The sequence below is a fragment of the Pseudoalteromonas luteoviolacea genome (genome assembly GCF_018100925.1).
Lineage (GTDB): Bacteria > Pseudomonadota > Gammaproteobacteria > Enterobacterales > Alteromonadaceae > Pseudoalteromonas > Pseudoalteromonas obscura.
This window is the reverse complement of record NZ_JAGJEH010000001.1, coordinates 206,313-223,657: the sequence shown is the minus strand read 5'-3', so window position 1 is coordinate 223,657 and position 17,345 is coordinate 206,313. Positions and strand designations below refer to the sequence as shown.

The window sequence follows — 17,345 nt, the reverse complement described above, 5'->3', positions numbered from 1 at the left end:
ATCATTTCCTCTACAACTTTTAGCAATAGACCTTCTGGGTAAAATTCAATTATTTTAATGTTGCTAACTTTAAAATGGTCGATATCAGCCTGAAAAGAGAAAAACCAGTCCGCTCTGGCAAAGTATATGACTTATCAAAATTTAGCATCGTTTGCTTATCCTCCGCCTCTTCACTACAAGGCCTACACGCCAGTGAGAGCGAGCTAAAAAGTAGCAAACACACTAATATTATTCTTTTTTTTTAAACATAACATTTATTTCAAAACGCTCTTAGGTATCATTTCGTGTTGTGTTCAACTAACTCTAACTGCTCTGACTTCGAACCTAATACCCTAGCTCTTTGAATACTTCCTTTTCGTTTATTTCTCATCTTGGCTCCAACCTGTAAAGAACTCTAACCTTTGACTCAGTTGTCACACCGATGGCGGCTACCTAGAGCCACTAATTGGCTTTACATACAAACCAGCCCTAGCAATAGCCCCACCGCGCAGAAGCACTAACTCCCGATCACATACCTAAAGGCTTTTTGAAAACCAAAGCTGCGCTTGCTCTATGGACTCCATTACTTCAGGCTCCTGATCATAGAAACTGAATTGATGATAAGGGCTTTCTAGCTCTGTCTCAATCCAGTGCAAAGATTTGTCGTCAGCTGCGATATTTTCAAAGAATTGCTTGGTATATTGTGGCAATACAGCACCATCGGAATGAATCATCAAGGTTGGCGTTTCCAAATTTTTTGCCACTGGCATTGGGTCTAGTGTTAGCCAGTCTTCCCAAGTCATCACCGCAAACTTGTCTGCGCTCCATTGGGGCACAGCACCACGTTTTGGGTTTAGATAGTAATCATAAGGACCATACATTGCCGCCGATTCATCAGTAGTAGATATGCTAGGGATATACTCTACCTCACCCGTTTCAACGTACTTCTTTTTTGCAACCTTAGCCGCGTTAATTTTTGCCTGTACACCTTCTTCACCACCATAAAATAGCTTCACAGCCTTTGCATCGTGTAGCCATGATGCCGCAGTGACCACTGACTTGATACGCTTATCTTCCGCGGCAGCCATTAAGGTATACATCGCTCCTGCACAGATACCTAACGCACCAATTTTATTACCATCCACTTCTGGTAGGCTTTGTAGATAGGTAACTGCATTAACAATGTCTTCGACCTTTTGTGATGGATTTTCATAGAAACGTGTTTTACCGCCGCTTTCACCAAAGTTTCTGGGATCATAAGCAAGTGTAATAAACCCCTTTTCGGCAAGCTTTTTGCCATATAGTCCCGACATCTGCTCCTTAACCGTTGTCCAGCTACCAGATACGATCACTGCTGGGTACTTATTAGCTGGGTCATAGTGCTTGGGTAAATAAAGATTGCCAACCACCCTATCCCCTTCACTCTCAAACTGTATTTTTCTGATGGTATTTTCGCTGCTCTGTTGGGATGTACTTTGATTCATTTTAGTCACCTCATTTAAAAAGTTTAAATTGCCTTTCTGTCCATGCATATGCAGCGTCATTGAGACGATTTTCCAACGCCCATCAATTTTCTTAAGCTTGTGATGATAACGACCATAAGCATCCCAATAATCAATGCCTTCGGCTTGGTGACTGGCATAAACGTGAGAAAAGGAATCCGCACTATCACCTTCAATGGAGATAGCAAAATTACTCAACTGATGCAGTGTGTCGACCTTTGCCAGTAACTTTTTCCAGCCAAGCAATAAATCAGCAGCTTTGGTTTTACTCCCTTGTAGTCCTGTCAGGCTAGAATAATCAACGAAAACTTCATTGGCGAACTGAGTCAATGCGCTATCCCACTTTTTGCTATCAATCGCATTGACCATGGTCACAATACTGCTTTTAACCTGTTCGTTAGCTGTGCTTTGCTGAGAAGCAGTTTCAGCGGAATTCATCATATTTTCTTTAGTAATCGCCGGCTGGGATGCCAATAACGCACCGAGAGCGCACAGTACAGTAGGCAATACCACCTTTTGTTTATTTTTCATAAGTTTATCCTGCATTATCAGTTAAGATAGATATAGGATAGCGACAAAAAACGTTAGAAGATTGCAAATTACTGCTCTAGGTTTTGTACTTTATTGCTTAACCGTTTTGTTTCTAAATTGCCCTGGTGCCATACCAAACTGTTTTTTAAACGAACGGGTGAAATGCGATTGGTCATTAAACCCCAGATCAAGGCCAATTGATGCGATATCATTTTTTTGTGAGGAGGATAAACGTCGTTTTGCCTCTTCCAAACGCTTGTTCATCAGGTATTGGTATGGCGTAATACCCATAAACTTTTTGAATTCCCGAAGAAAGTAGAACTTGCTGCAATATAACAAGTCCGCCATCTCATCGACGGTAATGGGCTTATTGATATTATCTGCTATGTAAATATCGACTTTGTCAATTTGCTGCTGGTCGAAATTCGACGCTGTAGCACGTGCATTTTGTAAATCAGTAAAGTTGGAATAGTTCTGGATATAATGGGTTGCCAGAAGGGAAACTAAGTTCTTCAAATACGCATAACCGTTTTTTCCGCCCGACTTAGCTTCGAGCAAAAATAACTCCATGATGCCCTTAATGGTTTCGTCATGCACATTGTAATTATTCAAAAATTGGAGTGCCTTATCGTTGATACTCAAAGTGCAGCTTTCAATAAATACATCTCTTTCTATCGCCAAAATGACAAAATAACAAGGCTCATCTATTGTGTGAGAAAAAGGACTTTCAGGCGGGTTAATCCAAATGTCACCCGGTGTTGTCTTAAGTGCCATCATGCCATCAACCGCTGTTTTTACATTCCAGTGCAAGTCATGCTCCAGACCTAACGCAAAGTAAAAATAAGGGGTATAAACATTGTTGGGATAAAAGTGTGGCGAGCTGCCTTTCTCTAGTAAAACCCCTGGCCAGTGAAGTGATTTACTTGAAAACTCAATATCTAAAACTTGACCACAATTCGATGGAGTATCGCTATCATAATTGAAGAACTTAAGGGTGGATTTCATTTCTACATTTCCATAAGTATGATTCGTTAGCAAGGGGGCAAAATAGGTGGCTTTAGTAGCCTATGTGATGTGGCATCCCTCCAAGAGCATGCGTCTATTTTTCCATTCGAAATATGCAAGAACAATCACAAATATACCCTCCATACATATAAACGCTAGCCCAATAAGACTTGCCGTTTGGAAATAATGAAAAATGATTGCGACACATACCACCGCCCATATGATATTTGCCGTTACCAATAAAGAGATAGATGCAGAGTTTCTCCTATTAGAAAAAGCAAGCGTTAGAGCATATACGCCATAACAAACATTTGCCGTTGCCAAAAAAAGAACTGTAGAATCAGGTAAGCGATACAAGCTGGCAACCCAATCTTGTAAGAGAAACAACAGCAAGCCCACCGTTAACCCAGCGCTGCCGTCTAAGTGCAAAACATTTAGCTTATTCATAATATTCATCTGTGACGTCTAACGTTAAGCGGTAACTTGCCTCGATGTAGGAGCGAAAGTTGAGCAGCCGCTAGCGGTATGTTAAGCACTTTACTTGAACCTTTTGCTGTTCAGTAACTGCTTGGCAATATTCCTAAGCTTTTTGTTACTGCCGTATTCAGAGAGCCAATTTATATGTTCAGACTTCAGATCACTTCGGCCAATAATGTATTTTTGGATGTGGCTATCTTCACATGCTTTTATTTCTTCAAAACAATCGCTGATGGAGCTTTTTTCAATTTTACGAGTAAGCCGTTCTCTTAAGTACCTTTTCTGAATCGGCCTTTCTGACACTTCCGGGTATTTAGTAATCCAATCGAGTTGAGCATCAGTAAGAATATTAGAGTCTATCAGCTGAATAATACGATTTTCGCTTAGATCGCATTTGTCAGGCCCATTGTCTGTTAATTCAAAAATACCGGCCACTTCATTATCAGTTAATGAATTTTTAGCGCTTAAAAAGTCGCAAAACCCACTATTTCGGTAGTGCTCTGCGTTTTTATCTTCAGAAGATTCAATTTCTTCATATTGAGATACAAGATTCTCTTCTGTGATAACCCCGAGAGATAACCAGGCTTGTGTGTATCCAAGCCTGTGAAGTGCTTTATATTTACTTGTGAAACTCAATTTATAGTTCACTTCTTTTCAATCTCGCTAAATCTGGTTTTGTACTCACCGGGAGACATATCAAAGGTTTTTTTAAACTCGCGATAAAAGGTGTTTTTGTTGTTAAACCCGGCGTCTAAATAAAGATCTGACACTTTTGTCTTCTTGCAAGCGAGTTGTAACATTTGTGCGGCTGCTTGAACCCGGTATTTATTAACGAACTCATAAAAGTTGGTACCTAAATGGTCATTAAGTAACTCGGATGTTTGATTATTAGTCAAATCCAACTCTTTAGCCAAGCCGTTTAACGACAGCTCATTATTCAAGTGAAGCTGTTCTTTTTCAAATAAATCGAACAGTCGTTTTTTTTGTTGATTTGCCAAATCAGGCCCAAGCTCCAGCACTCTGGTTGGCTTTGCCTGCTTTATTTTTACAGTGTCTATAAACCCTTTAGAGAGCATTAAAATATATATAAAAGTCAGTGTATTGCTAAGGTCCCAAAGTAATCGTAAGTAATCAGACCCCATTTTATGCAGTGTTACTTGAGCAAAATAGGCACTAGAAACTATCAGAAAAAACACCGCGATCGCTTTTTGACTGATCAAATGCTGAGTGCGTTTATTCACAGTTTCACCTTTATCGAACCAAATCGTTTTAACCAACAAAAATTGATAAAAGAGAACATGTAGGCAATACAGTATGGCTAAAAGTATCGGGATCTCCTGTTGCTCAACCAATCTTCCTGTGTAAAAGATCACAAATGGGAACAGATGGAGCAACGATTTAGCAAAATCAAAATGCGCTTCTGGTTGATACGTTATGTAAAAATAAATTGCAGGACCGAGTAAAAGCAAAGATGAATGCACAAATGCAATAAATGGATATGGCATATAATTAAAAGCAAGACCTATGTATTCCAGCATTGGTGTGGAAAGCAGCAACCAAAAAATAAATAATGCGATTTTTTGTTCTACTGCTAATCGTCCTTGGATCAATACCAGTGCAATAGTTATAAACACAACGTAAGCAGCTGAAACAATGTATAGTATTTTGAGTGACTCTGCTATCACGTTAATCCCTTAATGAGTAAAATGAGGGCCTAAATTCAACACACTAACGTACATTAAAGGAAAGTAAAAGGTTGCAAAGGTGATGGTTTCTAATATTTACCGTACATAGTTTCAAAAAAGGAAAATGTTTTGAGTATGCGTTTGTTGTGATATCAAGTAACAAGGCAATAGTACTTGGCAGTAATTAGGAAATAGCCTCTGATTAACAAAGGCTAAGTGCACAATAAGTTGAACTACAGACGTCGTCAATCATTTAGTCGGCGTAACCAATCCTCGAGAGCCCGGCCTATCGCGTCTGGCTGATCTTCTGGAAGGTAATGCAGCCCTTGTCCAACATACGCGGTCTCTAGCTCATCAATATTTTCCACGTACCACTTGAGTACTTGAGGCGAATTATCAACACTAGGTGAACCATAAATATATAAAATCGGCATATCAGTTTTGCCCATAAAGCGTTTAATACCGCGCATTAAGCGGTCGGTTTGAGCGGGCTCACGAGCTATTGGTAGCTGATTTGGCCAAGCAAGTAACGGCTTTCTAGACTCAGGAACAAGATAAGGTGCACGATAAGCTTCCATCGCCTGCTCGCCCAGTGTGCGGTTGACAGAGGCAGGCAAGGCCTGTTCAATCCACATATTTTGCTCAATGATCAACATTGGCCCAACCACGGGGTCTCTCAGTGTTCTAAAAAAATCAGCTACAGAGCCTAGATCTTCATAGCTTTCAGCGGGAAACTGTGGAGGTAAGACACCTTCCATAAAGGCAAGCCCGTCCACTTTATCTGGATTCTTTTTCGCATAGAGCCATGCTATTGCCGCCCCCCAGTCATGGCCAACCAAAATCACTTCATCAAGATTTAGTCTGTTTATAAAACGATTGAAGTACTGATATTGTTGCTTAAATGTGTATTCTATGTCTGGCTTGCCAGAATCTCCCATGCCGATCAAATCAACTGCAATGGCCCTATGAGTATCAGAAATATAAGGCATTACGTTACGCCAAGAATAAGATGATGTTGGGTTACCATGAACAAAAACCACAGCTTTGCCTTCACCTTGCTCTAAGTAAGCCATCTTACTACCTTTTACTGCGATCGAGTGCTGCTCAATATCATGTGTTTCTGCTATCACGGGCAGCGGCAGCTTAACATTACTTGTTGCCATAGACGGAGTTGACACTCCTAAAAGTGTTAACAGTAAGATGCGTGCATAAGTCATATTTTACTCCTTTAATTTTAAAATTGCTTATAGCGCTCACCCAATTTATATGACGTTAAAAGCGAACCTTTCTCTTTAGTGCAAAATGAAGGAAAAAAATATATTAGTATATTTTTCTTAGAGTTAACTTTGTCACTTTGATTGGAATGACTATTTGATTAGATGTTCACAATAAACCTGTATTCAATTTAACCCTTTTCAATTTGCAATAAAGGCGATGCAATATTGGTTGTGAGGAGAGCTTCAACAAAGTGATAACCAATAGCCTAAAACTAAGCTATTTCTAACTAAATTGAGGGGGAAAATCGTTCACATCATTACCTATGGGGCGGTCAACTACGCTGGCTGAGATTATTGAATATGGACGTCTGTTGTCAGCGCATTGAACGGCTAGAAAGGGATAGCGGTGCGCACTGCTATCTCCAAAACTAATCGTTGCAATTCGAAGATAACATTCAGCCCAGAAGGCAATCGCTCCTAGCACACTCCACCTAATGAAAAACACATATTTCTGTGTAATAGCATGTAATAACCTAAAAGAGACTTGCTGATACACTTAAAAACCAGCCGAAAAATCAATCAACCGTCAATTTATGTACAGCAAGGAAAGTAAATCATGAGTAAGCAAGATCCTATTGCGCAATTGCAAGTTGAAATCGCGCAACTTCAGTCTGCATTTGAAGACCTTAATAAACAATGCAATGCAGCAAGTGAGCACAATACTATTTTACGTTGCGCTACCTGTATTCCTCAACAGTTTGAGCACTGTACAGATAAAGCAACTAATCCGCAGCAGCCACAGTTTGTCCCAGATTTTAATGTGCCGCTGATTGCTGCTGGTGGCGGCGATCAAAGGTGTGACATTCTTGAAAAGCTCGGCCCCATAGCTGGGCTAATTGGTACTTGGATCAGTACCCGTTATGGAGGGTTTAATGTCATGCCCATCCCACAAGATAACGCCCCCAATGGCTTTATCTTAAAAAACTTCCCCTATTACGAAGTCATGACATTTAGTGCTATTCAGGGAAAAGTTGCCAACCGAGCGGGCAATTATGAGCAAGATGCTTACAGTATTTTTTATTCACAGCGGGTATTTTTTGCCGATGGCCCTGAAAAAGATACGCTTGTGCATGCTGAAAACGGTAGCTGGCTACATCAAGTGATTGCACCTCAAGGGCAAGGTACACTGAATAAAGAGCCATGGGTCCCAGATACCCCCAACCCCCTACCAAAACAAGAGCAGGACCGAACTATAGTAAAGCAGGTTTCAATTCCGCATGGTAACTCTATTTTAGCGCTCGGTCATCACGACTGTTTTAGAAGTGCGCCAAGCATTCCTGTTGCCAATGCCTTGCCAGCTGCTGGCGGGAATAGCTTCAAAGCCCCATATGGGTCTGATATTCCAGAAAACCCTAATGTTAACCCCAATATTGTACTGCAAGTTGCCTTAGATAGCCTATATCAACAAGGCATAGGAACAATCGACACCACTGTGCTAGATGTAGATACCGAAACAGATGGCAACATTGCCAATACACCATTTATGAAAGCACATTCAGATGTGCCTCGATTCAAAACTACTCTTTGGCTACAGCGATTATCAAATGGTCTAGAAATGCTGCAATACACTCAAGATATTACTTTGGACTTTAGTTTGGCAAATGGTAAGGACCAGAGTAAACGCAGCCGCTATAAGTTTCCACACATTACAGCCAATACCCTATTTAAAGTGCAATAAAGGCGTTATTGCAATGTGACGAATATGTCTGCTCAAGACATTATGATTGCCACCTGTGAAACACATTCGGCAAGCAACAAACCAAAGTCGTTTTTGGTACGCGGTACCAAATAACTCAATTAAATGAAACTTTAAGGAAAGTAATATGAGTGAACAAGCAATAAAAGAACTCCAATTACAAGTGACGGAACTCACTTCTAAAGTCAAAGCGCTGGAAGCATGTTGTAACCCGCCAAGAATCGTAGACTGTGCCGTATGTTATTACTGCACACCGTGTGCCCCTTGTTACACCCCTACAATTCTGTGTGCCCCGTGCACAACTACGCTATGTGCTACTTGCGCACCGGTTGGAACTAGCTATCAACCTTTAGGCCCTCCGACACCATGTGTCGCTTGCGTTCAATGTGATGCCAACTACAAGTGCATAACATGTGAGCCTGTCGCTAACTGTGTCACTTGTTACCCTTGCATTGTTAATTTCTGTGCATTGTGTCAGCAGGGCCAAAACTTACAATGTCAGCAATGCACACACGTCACCAAATGTGATACTTGCTACCCTTGTTTTGTTAACTTTTGTCAGCAGTGTGCACCTATTACCAAGTGCGAGAATTGCCGCCCATGCGCAGTCAACTTCTGTCAGCAATGTGGGCCTGTCACTCATTGTGACACCTGTTACCCGTGCACTGTGAATTTTTGCGCTTTATGTCAAACGGAGCAAAAGGCACATTGCCAGCAGTGTGCACATATTACCAAATGTGATACCTGCACCCCTTGTGCTGTGAATTTCTGTGCACAGTGTTATCAGTGTGCACCTCAATGTGTGCAGTGTTCACACCAATGTCTGCAGTGCTCACACCAATGTCTGCAGTGCTCACACCAATGTCTGCAGTGTTCACACCAGTGTGTTCAGTGTTATCAATGTGCTCCGCAATGTTTTCAGTGTGTAACTTGCATACCGTGTAGTACTGGCGGTTAGCGCGCAGTTATTGACATTCTCTGGCCTCAACTCAGGGAATGTCCTTAAAAAATGGATGTTTAATTTATGAAAAAGCTAAGGTTAACCCCAGCTGCGAGCATGGTTCCCAACAGCTGCGGTGTGTTATTAAGTTCAGATTTGGGAGACTTTCAAGTTCACGGTCGAGATACATCAGACTTTGTTGAAAAAATATTACCTCTCTTAGAAGGTGAGCTCACTCAAGCTGAAATCTGCACGCGTTTGCCCGAATATAGCGATACGAGTATTCAAACCGTCCTGCAAATGCTTAGCCAATATGGTCTATTGGAAGAGGTCTCTGAACAACTAGAGTTTCAGCCTCCAGGGATAGTGCAAACACGTTTTTTACGCCCGTGGCATCAGGCAAACCAAATGCCACATAGCCAAGACCAAGTTTACTCTCTCACCCCTTGCAGAGTTTTAGTTGTTGGCCTTGAGCCTTGGGCTGTTACTTTGTTAGAAGAGTTAGGCACAGCAGGCGTAGGCCAGGTTCATTTATTAGATAAAGAAAAAGTCTCCAGTGATGACTTAACATGTCACCGTTTTCTCTCAGCTGAAGATGTTGGCAAACCAAGATCACAGGTGTTTAAATCTATGTTACAACACCGTAATCCTTGGATGCAGATCAGCGACTCCGAACTCACTTCTGATCTCCACAATTTAGGTAGCCCCTCAAATGACTGGGATTTAGCCATAATCACTCTGGGAAAAGATGCACACTTTTGGTCACATAAAGTGTCTGAATACCTGCATCAACATGCGATTAAAGCCATTTATGGTCACTTGGATGGCCTAGAAAGCTGGATAGGCCCTGCTATCAATATAAATGAAGCCGCCTCCAGTTCATGTTGGAACTGTTTAAGACTCAGAAAACTAAGCACAGAGCACCACGGTGAGCTAGCGCACGAATTAGAAAAAAGCCATAAAAAAAATCGTGACGGACGTGCCCGCAGTATGTTGACCCCCATGTCTGCAATCACAGGTCAACAACTTGCTATGGAAGCATTAAAAATCCTTTGGGGCTTTACCGAAAGTGAGCTGTCATCCCATGTTTTTGTTCAAAACCTAATCACATACCAATCAAAAAAGCATGCGATTATTCCTATTCCTTGGTGTGAAGTGTGCGGTTTTGATCACAGTCATGCGAAGACTCACGCACTATCTATGCATCACAATTCAAAACCAGCTGAAAACCCCCTCAATCAGCTGCAGGATGTTGAGCAATTTAAATCTCTATTTGAAGGTTGGGTAGATCCGAAAACTGGGATTGTACGCCAGCTCACCGGGCATGCACCACACTTACCTGATTTTCCTATCACAGCGTCGGCTGGGGTATCCTCATTTACGGAAGGTGAGTTTGATCCTAGAGCTTCAGGTCAAGTGGGCTCAGGTAAAGGATTGGATCATATTTCTGCACATATCAGTGCGGTAGGTGAGGCACTGGAACGCTACTCAGCGGCGCGATACCAATTGAGCGATTTTAAATATGCGTCAATTAGCCAGTTACAAGGTGATTACGTCAATCCAGACACATTAGTTTTATATTCGAATAAGCAATACAGCACACCTAATTTCCCATTTCACAAATGGCACAAAAAGCAAAAGATACACTGGTGTCGAGGTAGCTGGTTAGCAACCGAGAAACCGGTTTGGGTTCCAGCGTTGGTTAGCTACTTTAATTTTGCTTGCCCCTATAAAGAGCAATTCAGTCAGGTATCGTCAAATGGTTTAGCCGCTGGACAAGACAATGACGATGCAGCGCTCAGAGCCTGTTATGAATTAATTGAACGCGATGCAATGATGCTTACTTGGTATGCCCAGTTACCCTGTGAACGGCTCAGCTACGAGGCACTTAACCAAGGTAAAATGCAGGTTATGATAGATGACTTAATCAAGCTAGGCGTAGAGCTTGAGTGCTACCTGCTTGATGTAGGACTACATGTACCAACTGTGGTATGCCTAGCAATAGGAGATGGCTATCGCACCCCCGCAGCATCAGTGGCACTGGCCACCCACGGCGATATTAAGGTTGCTATGCGTAAAGCGCTATTAGAGCAAGGTCATGTGATGCCCTACCTCTGCCAACTTATGCGTTCTGGACATAAGGTTCCTCATCATGTCAGTGACGTTACAAGCCTAGAAGATCACGCCGCCTATTATTTTAGCAAGGACAAACTCGACGCATTTGATTTTATGCGCCGCCCTCTAACTGAGGCGAAAACACTGGATGATTGGCCTTATGAAGTGATCACCCAAATAACCCAACTCAAACAGCGCCTAGATTCAGCAGGTGTAGAAGTTGCTATTGTGGATGTCACCTCTCCAGATATGGCGTTAAGTCCATTTAGAGTTGCACGGGCCATCGGAGTCCATATGCAACCTATTCACTTTGGTGAGCAATTTAAAAGAGTAGACAACCCAAGGTTACGCAAACTATTACAAGGACGTCCGGTTAACAAAGAGCCACATCCTATTGCTTAAAAAAGGAAAACATTATGAAAGTACTCGTGTGCGGTACCCACTATGGTTCCACCTACATTCGCGCATTAACTCACTTTTCGCAACATAGCTTGTCATGTGTCGGCGTCTTATCAAAAGGCAGTGAGCACTCTCAACAAATTGCCAAGCAAATTGGGGTACCATACTATACGGATGTTGCCGCTATACCGGCTGACAATATTGATATTGCTTGTGTTGCAATATCTGGGGATGCAGGAAAAACAATTGTCTTGTCTTTGTTAAAAATGGGAGTGTCAGTATTATGTGAGCATCCCGTTGATCAAGCCTTTGTGAAAGAAGCTCTCGCACTTGCCAAGCAACACCAAGCATATTTTCATGTCAACGGGCACTTTGCCGATCTCTATGCGCCGCAAGCATTTTTACAGTCAGTACTTGCAGCATATCAACAGGGGGCTGGCTGTATGCACTATGCCATAGGTGCCAATTTAAGAACTTTATATTCGGCACTGGATCTTTTGGGTCGTGCACTAGGTGGATTTGAAGGATTGGAGATAATTAAATACAATGGCGAACCGATGGCATTTCAGCCTGTGATGCTTAAAAATAATAGCCTCTCCGTGTCTGTTTTATGTCAAAACTTTTCGTCCGCTGAAGATGACGGCAGCGCCACTTTTTTGAACCACCAGTTCTCTGCGCTATTTTCTCATGGCACTTTGACTCTCAGTGAAACTACAGGCCCTTTAAGTTGGTTTCCTTCAAGTCATAGCTTACCCGCTGAATCATGGAAAACCTACATGCCCATTGAGCTTGCACCTATGGATCAACAACAGTTAATGCACCACAGAGACCAATGCAACCTCGCAGCTATTGCAACACTCGCCGCCACTATCCAAGGGGAAGCACAGCCTGTTTACCAGCAACCACATTACTTGTTAGGGTTGAGTGGGTTATGGCAAACTGTATTGATGGAGTTACAACCATCAGCTAAAGAGAATTGTGCGGCGTAACGATGACTTTTTACACCTAGTGCATTTGATGGTGCTAGGTGTAAGGTTCCTCAGCTCAAAGATATCGGTAGCAATGAGCTCCCTTAAGTGCCTTGAAAGGACATGGCTAACCAAGCGCTCCTAAATTTTTTTTATGAACTATTTCCCAATCACTTTTTGACGAAAACCCTCGCATATTTTTAATCTCATTCTCCGTAAATTTGATTAGCTCTTCATTGGATAATTCTAAATTTACAGCAAACTTACATGGCTGATTAACATACCACGGTGTATCTGTGAAAATTTCAAATCTATTGTTTTCGGGATCATAAAAATAGATAGACCAAGTTGTACCATGAGATACCGCTTGTAAACGAATTCCAGAAACCGACTTTAACGATGAATTAAAAAGCTTCAATTCATCAATATTTTTCACTCTAAAAGAGATGTGATCAATTGGACTTTCAAGAGTCCTGCGTGATTGCATTGGACTTAAAACAATTTGATGGTGCTCTTGCGGGCTACGGCTTAAAAAAACCATACCGTTTTGACCTTCACCTCGGTCAGTGACAACAAAACCTAATTTACTCGTATAGAAGGTTTCCATCTTAGCTAGATCTTGGACATATAACTCAATATGACTCAACTGCATGTTAGGAAATACAACTTCATCCTTAGTTTCCATTTTCATCCTTATATTTTAGCGCTCTGTTAAAAGACAGAATTTAGTTGGCCATAATGTAGAATTAGGGAGTAGCTTAAACATGAAAGTGTTAAGACCAATAATTATCCGCTTAAAGATCGCCACCATGGAACTGAACAGTTTTTAATACAACTCGTTAGTAGAATTCTGCAAGCTAAACTAAGCGAAGAATAAACGCAAGCCAAACTTTTTGCGTCTTTGATCCTGTAACAGGTTCTGAGTAATTCCATTAAAGTCATCGATATTATTTCCGATGAATTCACTTCCTGTGATAGCTTCTTAGCAGACATAAACCGTCCGAATTCCATAGCTACTCCCTACTATGCTGCTTTTTTCGTGAACACTAGCTACACTCAAGACTATAACTGACGATTGCCCCTTTCTTAGCTAGACCACAACTTCCATAGCACCTATCGATTTTAATATTCTCTCTTAAGTATTTTATCTCCAACTCACCTTCCTCTGATGAGTAAAACATATTGGATTCTAGACTTTCCCTCAAGGACTGAAACTCTTGAGGTGATATTTTCAACACTCCCTGCTCAATATAGACACCACCCTGAATTGATATCTCTTCGATGGCTTTTATTTGCCTTTCTATTTCAATTACATTCTGGGAAAGTCGAAAATTACATGCGTCAGAAGCCGCTTCCACAACCGAATACTCTTCACTGCTGCACGAAGCCAGTATAAAACTAAATATAAGGGGTAGTACTCTATTCATTGTGATACTCATAACTCGGTTTCAACCAGCCTAATGTAGCTGAGAAAATAAAACGGACAGGCACAAGTTAAAAGAGTCTATTTTCTACTGTTCCACATTTGCCGCATTTTTGACTACGTACTTTCAGCGTATACCCTATCAGTTTCCTTGCATGATAGCTCCACAAGATTAGACAGGTTTACTTCTTTTTGAATCAAAAGTTCTTTTATTGACTTGGGCGTATATATCCATTCCGCCGATTTTATTTCGCATAGATTCGTTTTTGCAAACTGTTCTAATTTTTGCTGAGACTGTCCAGACTTGATATACAGTACAACTGAGGTTCCACGATTAACACAGCAACCTACATACTTTTCCATATGCTCATAATTGAAATAGACTAAGTCATAACCAAGGACTTTTATATTCCTAATTGGAAAATAGTAACTTGTATAATCTACCCTCTGAGTTGGTTCAATATGAAAGTATCCGTTACGAACCATTTCACTAACAATAAAACTACCATCTACAACGCTTTTTTTAGAATAAAGATCAATTGTTAAAGATGACTCTATCGTGGATTTACTATACACAAGTGATGGGAAAATAAATAATAAAACTTGTATTAAAGTTATTAAACGCAAAGCCTATCCTTAGTAATCTAACGTTGTTAAATGGGAGTTTATAGTTTACCCATAATAAGCGAGGAACGACCATAAGCCAAATATAATGTATTCGCCATCAATGACTTTGCAATAAACTCTAACGTTTTAGCCACCACTGGCTTTTAATATCTTGATTAAAAAGCCTTCGATATAGCTTTCGCAGTGTAGGTACTGCATATTCTACTTTTTGCGTATGCTGACATTTTTTACACTTTATCGAGATATACATGGCTCTGAGAAGGGGGCTTTGTCTTGAATCGAAATACTCCCACGGGTCTTCACTAAATTCAATCGAATGAGCTGTATTACTGCATTTCGAGCAGCCTTCCTCGTCACTTAGAATTTTTTTAGCTAAAAATTCTCTCGCTTCAATTTCATATGCAGTTGCTGTCGCGCTTGTACCGCAGTGTGCGCAAAACTCTGTTCTTTCAGAGTTATCATGTTCGCAATATAAGCAAAGCCATCTATACTTGGGCATATTCACCTTGTACGTATAACGCCTCAAATAAGAGGCACAAAAAACTAGATTAAACCTAGCAATATAGAAGCACAGACCTACTGTCTAGCTCCCATTGCTAAATTCGTTTGTTATATTTCATTGATAATTCTATCTATGCAGTTAGGCAAGGACCGAAAGTCCATTTTACCGCAAATAATATTGGCTCCGGCTTGAATCAAGAGGCTATTTCCTCTTTCATGTGACGAGGCCGCGATGATAGGAACAGTTGCACTTAACTCTCTGATATACGAAACCACTTCAGTGCCTTTCCCATCATCTAAATCATAGTCACACAACACCAAGTGATAGGAATCATTAAACATAGCTTTGGCTGAATTGATATCAGGCGCTACTTCAACATCATGGTCAGATAAAAATTCTCTTTTTACCGCAGATATAAAAGCCTTGTGATTTTCGACATAAAGTATTTTCAACAGTAACCTTCTACATATAACAACGATGCGTTAAGCTGCTTGGCAGCTCTTTTCTTATCAAACATTCTAAGCTTCTCACCAAAACTGCCATAGCGACTTATTTTTAGTCACTCTTGCACGGAACCAAAATATCCACAGTTTGATCCGGTGCATATGTTAGCTTTATACAAGTCAGGCGCCACGAATTACCAGCCTTTTGAGACGCTTTAAACTCAATCACACCAGAACCTCTCTGCCCTTCTATGTCGTATAGCATATGTACAGTATTTGGAGGTAGCTCATGCTCAGGCACAGAATCTACTGTCTGGACTTCATGTTTAGTACCTTTTATAAAACTTATTTCGTATGGCATACCTATGTTTTTCTGAAAGCTTTGGGCTTGTTCCGCCGTATTCAGTGCTAATTTGGTTGCTTCTGATTCTTTAAAAGAAGAGAACACATTAAGTTGCACAAGGCTTAGAAACACAAAGCTGACTCCGACTATCAATATGGATGCAACAGACCATCTTCTTTGTGACTTTTTAAATTCCTCGACGCTGTTCCAATGATTGTTTTGCCAAGCCCACTCATTACCTTTTAGTCCCAACACAAAAGGCATAACCAAGTTAACAAATGGCACGAAAACCCATAAAGCACGGTATGTTTTAAAGCGAATTCCCCAAATTACGTTCAAGAAAAACGCTCCCCAATTCCAGCCTTTAAGTTCCGCAGGTATTTCTTTTTTTTCAATCGTCAATTGGATCAACCTCTTTATGACATATAAGATCGCCGTAAGCGGGTGAAAATAGTTGCCTATAGTCGCAGCCAACTATGCTTTTTTCATCTCCAACAGCGTGTTATGTAACGGCCTGGACCGAGATGCTATTGATGTAATCCCTTAAAGTATTACTGTAAAACCTCATTGTCAAAAACATGCAGCATTTTGCATCAGTTTTGATTAACTTCGCGAAATACATTTTCCCTAGTTATAAAAAGAAACAACAAGTGAACAGGCATATCAAGCTGGAATTTGGACAAGTTTACGGCTTTGTTGTGTGATTTATTCAATCAACTGGTCTAGCCTTTTACCAAACTCGTCCCAAAGCTTTTTGTTTTCATTTATATACTTTTCAACATTACGTTGATTCGATTGACCTGACAGTAGAAATAATTGATGTCTTTTTTCTAAAATACTCTTTCCGATTGGGCTTCTTAGAAAGTCCCTTAACCCCAATAACTCTTGTTCTGTGTATGTATTTTCATATGCGTTAATAATGTTAGCCTTATAAACATCCCAAGACAGGTACTTCTCTTTTAATTTTTCTTGTTTATTTTTAAACTCAGTTTCTAGATCTTGAAGCTGATAATTTCCATCTGCATCACATGTTCCAAAATCGAAGCTTCTCATCATAAATGAATTTTGCTCAATGACTTTGTTATACTCAGCTTCCCCGCCCTCTAATTGAAGGATTTCCTCTACAATTTCATTTGCACTAATTGAAATTGAAAATAACATTGAAAAAGCAATAAATAATTTCTTCATAAGAACTCGTATATAACCACACTAAAAAGCTCAAAATAGTAGGAAAAACTTACAAAAACACGCACAAAACCTGATATTTTTGCCCATCTTAAATACTCTGTAGTAAAAAATTAAGCTGATTTATTAATTAATTTTAGCAACTTACTAGCTAAACTTTGTGTTATCAACACCCTAACCTCCTGTAAACAACGAGAGGTGATTTCTAAATATCTCAATCAACATTGTTAGAGCCTGTAAGGCTAGAT

16 protein-coding genes are annotated in these 17,345 nt (G+C 40.6%); 3 read left to right on the top strand and 13 right to left on the bottom strand.

The window, feature by feature from the left end; all coding sequences use genetic code 11:
- Window positions 1-515 precede the first annotated feature (515 nt).
- The 6 genes from J8M00_RS00815 to J8M00_RS00790 all read right to left on the bottom strand — a co-directional run bounded on the left by J8M00_RS00815 (window position 516) and on the right by J8M00_RS00790 (window position 6,396).
- Window positions 516-2,012 (bottom strand): alpha/beta fold hydrolase, encoded by a 1,497-nt coding sequence (locus tag J8M00_RS00815; RefSeq protein ID WP_211008483.1) that lies wholly within the window; start codon window positions 2,010-2,012, stop codon window positions 516-518.
- 90 nt (window positions 2,013-2,102) lie between these two features.
- The gene (locus J8M00_RS00810) at window positions 2,103-3,017 is read right to left on the bottom strand and encodes a helix-turn-helix transcriptional regulator (protein WP_211008482.1); all 915 of its coding nucleotides are present in this window, start codon (window positions 3,015-3,017) and stop codon (window positions 2,103-2,105) included.
- Between the two features lie 60 nt (window positions 3,018-3,077).
- Window positions 3,078-3,464, bottom strand: a complete 387-nt coding sequence (locus J8M00_RS00805; RefSeq protein WP_211008481.1) for a hypothetical protein — start codon at window positions 3,462-3,464, stop codon at window positions 3,078-3,080.
- Between the two features lie 90 nt (window positions 3,465-3,554).
- Complete coding sequence (locus J8M00_RS00800) at window positions 3,555-4,142, bottom strand: hypothetical protein (RefSeq protein ID WP_211008480.1); 588 nt, start codon at window positions 4,140-4,142, stop codon at window positions 3,555-3,557.
- Window positions 4,139-5,179, bottom strand: coding sequence for an AraC family transcriptional regulator (locus J8M00_RS28575; protein WP_211008479.1), 1,041 nt, complete (start codon window positions 5,177-5,179; stop codon window positions 4,139-4,141). The genes J8M00_RS00800 and J8M00_RS28575 overlap by 4 nt, the downstream gene beginning before the upstream one ends.
- Window positions 5,180-5,424: 245 nt before the next feature.
- Window positions 5,425-6,396 carry a haloalkane dehalogenase gene (locus J8M00_RS00790; protein WP_211008478.1) on the bottom strand — a complete coding sequence of 324 codons (972 nt, stop codon included), beginning with the start codon at window positions 6,394-6,396 and terminating at the stop codon, window positions 5,425-5,427.
- A 616-nt stretch (window positions 6,397-7,012) separates the two neighbouring features.
- Between J8M00_RS00790 and J8M00_RS00785 the strand changes: the two genes are divergently transcribed.
- The gene (locus tag J8M00_RS00785) at window positions 7,013-8,134 is read left to right on the top strand and encodes a heme-binding protein (RefSeq protein ID WP_211008477.1); all 1,122 of its coding nucleotides are present in this window, start codon (window positions 7,013-7,015) and stop codon (window positions 8,132-8,134) included.
- 508 nt (window positions 8,135-8,642) lie between these two features.
- On the opposite strand, the gene J8M00_RS00780 is transcribed toward J8M00_RS00785, so the two are convergent.
- A complete protein-coding gene (locus tag J8M00_RS00780; protein ID WP_211008476.1) occupies window positions 8,643-8,795 on the bottom strand; it encodes a hypothetical protein in 153 nt (50 codons plus the stop codon).
- Window positions 8,796-9,176: 381 nt separating this feature from the next.
- Here J8M00_RS00780 and J8M00_RS00775 point away from each other — a divergent pair, with 381 nt between their 5' ends.
- Together J8M00_RS00775 and J8M00_RS00770 are read left to right on the top strand one after the other, a co-directional pair.
- Complete coding sequence (locus tag J8M00_RS00775; RefSeq protein ID WP_211008475.1) at window positions 9,177-11,609, top strand: TOMM precursor leader peptide-binding protein; 2,433 nt, start codon at window positions 9,177-9,179, stop codon at window positions 11,607-11,609.
- Between the two features lie 14 nt (window positions 11,610-11,623).
- Window positions 11,624-12,595 (top strand): Gfo/Idh/MocA family oxidoreductase, encoded by a 972-nt coding sequence (locus J8M00_RS00770; protein WP_211008474.1) that lies wholly within the window; start codon window positions 11,624-11,626, stop codon window positions 12,593-12,595.
- 106 nt (window positions 12,596-12,701) lie between these two features.
- On the opposite strand, the gene J8M00_RS00765 is transcribed toward J8M00_RS00770, so the two are convergent.
- From J8M00_RS00765 to J8M00_RS00740, 6 genes are all read right to left on the bottom strand, one after another.
- Entirely contained in the window at window positions 12,702-13,259 is a 558-nt protein-coding gene (locus J8M00_RS00765; protein ID WP_211008473.1) for a VOC family protein, read from the bottom strand.
- Window positions 13,260-13,620: 361 nt separating this feature from the next.
- Window positions 13,621-14,001: a hypothetical protein gene (locus tag J8M00_RS00760; protein WP_211008472.1), complete on the bottom strand. Its 381-nt coding sequence runs from the start codon at window positions 13,999-14,001 to the stop codon at window positions 13,621-13,623.
- 113 nt (window positions 14,002-14,114) lie between these two features.
- Window positions 14,115-14,624, bottom strand: a complete 510-nt coding sequence (locus J8M00_RS00755; RefSeq protein WP_211008471.1) for a hypothetical protein — start codon at window positions 14,622-14,624, stop codon at window positions 14,115-14,117.
- A 609-nt stretch (window positions 14,625-15,233) separates the two neighbouring features.
- Entirely contained in the window at window positions 15,234-15,578 is a 345-nt protein-coding gene (locus tag J8M00_RS00750) for a response regulator (protein ID WP_211008470.1), read from the bottom strand.
- A gap of 103 nt (window positions 15,579-15,681) precedes the next feature.
- Entirely contained in the window at window positions 15,682-16,314 is a 633-nt protein-coding gene (locus J8M00_RS00745) for a cytochrome c oxidase assembly factor Coa1 family protein (protein ID WP_211008469.1), read from the bottom strand.
- Window positions 16,315-16,617: 303 nt separating this feature from the next.
- A complete protein-coding gene (locus tag J8M00_RS00740) occupies window positions 16,618-17,100 on the bottom strand; it encodes a DUF2059 domain-containing protein (RefSeq protein ID WP_211008468.1) in 483 nt (160 codons plus the stop codon).
- Window positions 17,101-17,345: the final 245 nt, after the last annotated feature.